The organism is Methylocaldum sp., assembly GCF_039794385.1.
In the GTDB taxonomy this organism is placed as follows: Bacteria; Pseudomonadota; Gammaproteobacteria; order Methylococcales; family Methylococcaceae; genus Methylocaldum.
This window is the reverse complement of the sequence record NZ_JBDIVO010000285.1, coordinates 1-5,853: the sequence shown is the minus strand read 5'-3', so window position 1 is coordinate 5,853 and position 5,853 is coordinate 1. Positions and strand designations below refer to the sequence as shown.

Annotated in this window: 5 protein-coding genes; 2 read left to right on the top strand and 3 right to left on the bottom strand. The window is 56.2% G+C overall.

Features of this window, described 5'->3' with window-relative positions; genetic code table 11:
* Nucleotides 1-171 precede the first annotated feature (171 nt).
* From ABJK70_RS18745 to ABJK70_RS18735, 3 genes are all read right to left on the bottom strand, one after another.
* Nucleotides 172-1,077, bottom strand: coding sequence for an NAD(P)-dependent methylenetetrahydromethanopterin dehydrogenase (locus ABJK70_RS18745; protein WP_077730402.1), 906 nt, complete (start codon nt 1,075-1,077; stop codon nt 172-174).
* A gap of 48 nt (nt 1,078-1,125) precedes the next feature.
* Nucleotides 1,126-1,581 (bottom strand): globin, encoded by a 456-nt coding sequence (locus ABJK70_RS18740; RefSeq protein WP_077730403.1) that lies wholly within the window; start codon nt 1,579-1,581, stop codon nt 1,126-1,128.
* A 193-nt stretch (nt 1,582-1,774) separates the two neighbouring features.
* Nucleotides 1,775-2,692 carry an NADP-dependent methylenetetrahydromethanopterin/methylenetetrahydrofolate dehydrogenase gene (locus ABJK70_RS18735; RefSeq protein ID WP_077730404.1) on the bottom strand — a complete coding sequence of 306 codons (918 nt, stop codon included), beginning with the start codon at nt 2,690-2,692 and terminating at the stop codon, nt 1,775-1,777.
* A 315-nt stretch (nt 2,693-3,007) separates the two neighbouring features.
* Here ABJK70_RS18735 and ABJK70_RS18730 point away from each other — a divergent pair, with 315 nt between their 5' ends.
* Both ABJK70_RS18730 and ABJK70_RS18725 read left to right on the top strand, forming a co-directional pair.
* On the top strand, nt 3,008-5,224 hold the full coding sequence (locus ABJK70_RS18730; RefSeq protein WP_210023825.1) for a TonB-dependent siderophore receptor: 2,217 nt from the start codon (nt 3,008-3,010) through the stop codon (nt 5,222-5,224).
* A 24-nt stretch (nt 5,225-5,248) separates the two neighbouring features.
* The coding region (locus ABJK70_RS18725) for a hypothetical protein (RefSeq protein ID WP_347258751.1) at nt 5,249-5,853 on the top strand (605 nt) is incomplete at its 3' end.

Below are 5,853 nucleotides of genomic sequence, written 5' to 3'. Positions count from 1 at the left end.
GCGCCAACGACTTCCGCCAAGCCCGTTATGCCGTATGAGCGAGATGAACGCGCTCTAAAGGAACGTCGGACAAGCTTCGATGACTTTCGAATGTCGGCTTAGAAAAGGGATGCCGATTGGCATCCCTTGTGGCGGTTTGCTCGACTTCGGGAAAGCTGCGAAGCCGACGCGTCAGACCATGGTCCGGGCGATTTTGAATGCCTCGCGGAAATCGTAAAAAACGGGCTCTTCCTGGGTCAGGAGCGAGCGGAGCAAATGCTGTTGCAGCTTGTACTTGTAATCGCCGACCGCCAATGCACCGATGCCGACGGCACCCGGAGAGTTGACTGCATGCTTGAGCGGAGTGCCCAAATCGGTCCGCTTGACGCCCTCGATACCCAATGGCGGAACCGCGTTCACATCCGCCGCAACCTTGAGTTGGTTCGCTTCCGCCAGGGCGCTGGCTTTTAGAACCTGCACTCCGGCCTTGGCCGTGCAGAACACGACATCCGCCTTGTGAAGCAAGTGGGCCTTGTCGGCCTCGGATGCCGCACATGTGCCTTCCAGGCGAGTTTGGAACAGGCGCCCGTAGGTATCGGCCTTTTCCAGTGCATTGTCGAGCGACGCGTGATCGATGATCGTCGTTTCCGCTCCGCACAAAGCGGCAATAACCCCGGTGGCTATGCCTACCGGGCCGGTGCCGCCGAACACCACGGCATTGCACCCTTTCAGCTCCATGCCGTGTTTCTCCTTGAGTTGTTTTTCAGCCACTGCGACTAAAGCCGCCGCCGTGGTAAAACCTCCGCTGGGGTCGGCCAGGACGGAAAACTGGAAGGGCGGCACCATGGCCTTTTGGGTAGCTTCCAACATACTCACGGCCAAACCGATATCGCGTCCGCCGATAAACATGCCCGTTCTTTTTACGCCTTCCGGTCCGCGCGAAAAGATGGCGTCTTGCGTAAGGCCGTTGATTTCCTCGAGCTTTACGTTGTTGAGCGGAATAATCATGTCGAAATCCGCATCGACCGCCATGTTGATATCGAACGGGCTGTTATGGGGCATCGGATCGAGCATGTATAAAACACTGCGTTTGGACATGTGTTGGTTTCTCTACGTCAGTAATAAAGATACTTGGTCTTAGGTAGCTTAGTCGTCATGCATGGATTTCATGACGGCAATGCCGCGCTCGACAACCGTTTTCCAGGCTGCTTCGAGTTCGGGATTGAATTTTGGATCGCTTTCGGCGACGGTCGATATCAGGGCAGAAACCCAAAAATCATAAAGATCAGGTTCTATATTAAGTCTGCTTCTGGAATGGGATTCACCGAGCTGAATCATCTTTTCCGCCGTGACGGGGCTAGGCTCGTGAAAAAACAGAATCAAATGCCTGATGCCGTGATCCAGCAAACGCCTCTGAGCTTCCCAGTCGGCTTTCCGAAATTTTTCCGCAATTCTGGGCGATGTTGCGATAAAGGCATTATAAAAGTCATCTATAAAGGTCCCGGTTAGTCGGCATCGTGTATAGCTTTTGTCCACCATTTCCTTGAGCAATCGATCATTATCGGCATCCGTGATTTTAATGGCTTCGGCGGTATTATTCATTATTATGCTCCTCTTGGCTGATCCAGTTAACTATTGTTTTTATATGGATAATTAAATACCCTCGAACCCGATAATTGTCCCTAGCCATCGGATGGTCGAATAATTAATTACCAACCGGATAATGGCCACTCAGTATGTGGCCATTGAATCCATAGTAAGAAATAGCATATTAATGAATTTCTGCTTTGACGCTTTAAAGCTTCTTTGCGTATTCCCGAGCCACTTCGAAAGCATCGTTATAATCTAGGAAAACCGGCTTATCCGATTGTCGCAACTGAAAGCGCATTATATTCAGCAGTTTGTGCTGGGTTTGGTATTTCACGTTACCGATAGCCAAGGCTCCAACGCCGACGGCGCCGCTACGGGAACCCTCAATTTCCGTGCCCTTGTGGTGAGGGCCGAGACCGGCGATTCCCGACGGCGGAACCGCATTGACATCGGCGGCGACTTTGAGTTGCGGAGCAGAGGCGACCAATTCCGCGCTCAGCACTTCAATTCCGGCTGCGGCGGTAGCAAATACCACATCGGCGGTTTTGATCAGCTCCGGTTTGTTGGCGTCTGCATCGCCTTGAATATCGGTTTGACCGTTACCGAATTCGGCATTGCATAGTTCCGCGATCTTCTGGGCTCTTTCCAGCTGGCGGCCGATGATTTTTACGTTGGCTCCGGCCTTGGCGGCCAACACCGCGGCAATCTGTCCGACCGGACCCGTGCCTCCCAAAGCGAGTACATTCTTGCCCTGCAAGTTGGTTTGATGGCGCTTTTCCAGTTCCCGCTCCACCATGGCGACCATGGCTGCGGCCGTGGTGAAGGCGCCGCTAGGGTCTGCAAACACGGAGATCACGAAGGGCGGAACCATGGACTTCTGAGCGGTGCGGAGCATGTCCATGGCCATCTTTACATCTCTTCCGCCGATGAAAATGCCGGTTCGTTTCACGCCGCTCGGACTTCTGGAGAAAATCGCATCTTGCACGAGGGCGGTGACTTCGCCCAGTTCGATATGGAGGTACGGAATGGCGGAAATCCAGCCGGCGTCCAAAGCCATGTTAACGTCGAACGGGCTGAGGTTCTTTTCCGGGGTGAACATATGCAGGATAAAAGGTTTTTCCACAGATCGCTCCATTTCTAGTTGTTGGTCGGAGTATACGGTTTAGGATTCAGTCGCCGCAATGTATCAAGTCCGGGGCGCATGACCCGCCCAGCATAGCACAGTTCATATCCTGCTAACGCCGCTGAGTTTCAAGGTTTCAACGGATTAGACGGCGTCGCTGGCGCCCAAACGGGGTCTGGCATGCCGCTTTCTTAAATTTTATTGACATGAGAATCGTTCGCATTCACATTACTAATACGGCAGAGAGCGACGAAACCTCATCCTCGGGATGAGGCGATCTGCCGGGCTTACAAAAACAACAAAGGAGCTTTATTTATGCAGCGTGGGTCTTGCCAAATTACCACCGTTATTCTCGCTGGGCTCGCCGCCTTTGCGCTCCCGGCGCTTAGCGAGGAATCCAATCAGGATCTCCAGGGCGAAAAACGGGTTGCCGATGAGGGAGCCGGAGGGCAGGAGGCGGACTCGAATCGGTCTATCGCGGCTTTGGAAACCACCGAGCTCGAAGAAGTGAAAGTTACGGGCGATTGGCTGGGAGCCCCCACGGAAGATTCGGTCAAAACCTATCCCGGCGCCCGCACGGCGATTACCGAACGGGAGCTTCACCAAGCCGGCATGCGTAACGTCGAGGATGCCTTGAGGCTGGTCCCGGGTGTCCGCGTACAGGATGAAAGCGGGACCGGTATTCTGCCGAATATCGGTGTGCGCGGCCTAGATCCCCGGCGCAGCCAGCGCACGCTGGTACTGGTCGACGGCATACCCATCGCGCTGGCACCTTACGGGCAGACCGGACTGTCGATGTTTCCCCTGACCATGCAAACGGTGGAGAGCATCGACGTAGCGCGGGGCGGGGTGGCGGTGCGCTACGGGCCCAACAACGTCGGCGGTGTCATCAACTTCGTCAGCAAGCCGATCCCGGAAACATTCAGTACCACGCTGAAGGAAGCGCTGACGATCTCCAGCGAAACCGGAAACGTTCTCACCGACAGCTATTTTCGGGTCGGCGGATTTGTGAACGACAGGCTGGGCTTGCAGTTCCAGGCGAACACCGTGTTAGGCGATTCCTTTCGGTCCCATTCCGACACCGAAGTCGAGAACCTGATCGCGGACGCCAATTGGTTCCTCACGGACAACGCTTCTATCAAAGCCCGTTTGCAATACTACAACACCGACACGGAACTGCCCGGAGGCTTGTCGCCCGAGGCCTATCGTGACGACCGCTTCCAGTCGCAGCGGCCGTTTGATAAGTTCCAGGGCCACACCGTGCGAGGGCACCTGATCTATAACCAAAATTTCGATTTTTTCGGCGCGCCGGCCGAATTCAATTGGAGCAACTTCGCCCATACCAGCGACCGCGAGTTTACCGTCGGCTGCCTATTGAACAGCACCGCGACTTCGTGCAGTCTCGATCCGTCCAGGGTGTCCAACGGCGTGCAAACCAGTCCGCGCACGTTCACCGCCTATGGTACCGAGCCTCGATTGACCGTGGGGGCGACTACCGGTTGGCTGGATCACAAGTTCACCCTGGGCGGACGTTACGTCAGCGAGGAGGTCGATCAAGCGGTGGATCGGCGCCGTCTGAGCACCGGTCGAGTCAATCGTGCCCAGGATTTCCAATTTACCACTGATGCCGTCGCGCTATACGCCAGCGATACGCTAAGCGTCTGGAACCAACGTCTGAGCGCCACGCCGGGGCTGCGCGTGGAGTGGATTGATCAAACCAGCCACAACCGGCTTAACGGAACCGAGGCCGGCAGCCGAAACGACGAGCTTCTGCCGGGCCTTGATGTGGGGTTTCATCTTTGGCCCGACAAGGTTTTCCTGTTCGGCAACCTGCACAAATCCTTGCAGCCGGTTCAGTTCACCCAAATTACCCTCGAGGGTGATACGGGGGTGGAAGAAGCCTGGAACTACGAAGCGGGCATGCGTTTAACGCCGCTGCCGGAGCTTTCGGCCGCTTTCACCTTTTTCCAATTCGATTTCGAAAACCAGATCGTCGCCGTCGTGGAGAACGGCACCACGAAATTCCGCAATCTCGGCAAAACCCGTCACCAGGGTTACGAAACGGAATTAGGCTGGACCCCCTCGCTTCTGCCGGGGCTGGATCTCAAGGCGGGCTACACCTACGTGGATACGGAGCAGCTCAACAACGTGTTCAGCGGAGCCACCCAGGTCGCCTTCAAAGGCAACCGGGTGCCCTTCAGTTCCACGCATCAATTCACCCTGCAGGGCAACTACCGAATCGGTACCTACAACTTCAACGTGAATGGCTTGTATCTCAGTTCCGCCTTCACCGATGCCGCCAACACCGAGCGGGAGGACGCCACGGGCAGCCGGGGCGAGATTCCGTCCTATTGGGTCTGGAACGCTCAGGTGACGAAGGATTTCCGTATCGACGGGACTAACCTTCGGGCTGGGCTGGCAGCCAATAACCTGTTCAACGAGAACTACTACTTCCGTGGCGTGGACACCAGCCTTGGCCGAGTGCCGGGGCCAGGGCGCTCCGTCATGCTCAGCCTGCAGCTCGATCTTTAATTTTTTGGAAAAAAGGGAACATCCATGTCTGAATTGATTCTGCTAGCCCATGTCCCAACGGACTCGGTGAACGAAGGCTTTTTACCTGCGGCACGCGCCTTGGGTCTACCGGTCGTGCTTCTGACCGACCAAGCCGAAGCGCATCGGCAGCATTTCGGAGGAGGCGAGCTGCCGGCCTATCCGGATGCCGTGGTCGCCTGCGATGTCTTCAATCCCATCGCCGTGATCGAGGCGATCACGCGGCGCGGAAAAAAACCGGCGGCGATCTTTTCCAATAGCGACCATTTACAGACCAGCACCGCGATCGCGGCGGAATATTTCGGCCTGCCCGGCAAAGACTGGCGGGTCGCTTATCGGGCCAAGAACAAGGCGGAGATGCGGTGCGCTCTGAGATTGAAAGGCATCGATCCGCTTTGGCATGCCGTGGTATGGGACGAGGAAGGTTTGGCACGCCGCATGTCCGACGCCCCTTTCCCGTGCGTGGCCAAGCCGCGCGACGGGGTGGCGAGCCTCGAGGTCGGTCTGGTGCGGAATGCGAGCGAGCTGGAACGGCACTGCCGAGCGCTCTGGAAATCTCAGCCCGGCCAGGCCATCCTGCTCGAAGAATACATCGAGGGCCCTCTTTATAC

Excerpts from the sequence above, each read along its gene's own strand:
- ABJK70_RS18745 (WP_077730402.1), bottom strand. The coding sequence starts at position 1,077 with ATGTCCAAACGCAGTGTTTTATACATGCTCGATCCGATGCCCCATAAC.
- ABJK70_RS18740 (WP_077730403.1), bottom strand. The coding sequence starts at position 1,581 with ATGAATAATACCGCCGAAGCCATTAAAATCACGGATGCCGATAATGAT.
- ABJK70_RS18730 (WP_210023825.1), top strand. The coding sequence starts at position 3,008 with ATGCAGCGTGGGTCTTGCCAAATTACCACCGTTATTCTCGCTGGGCTC.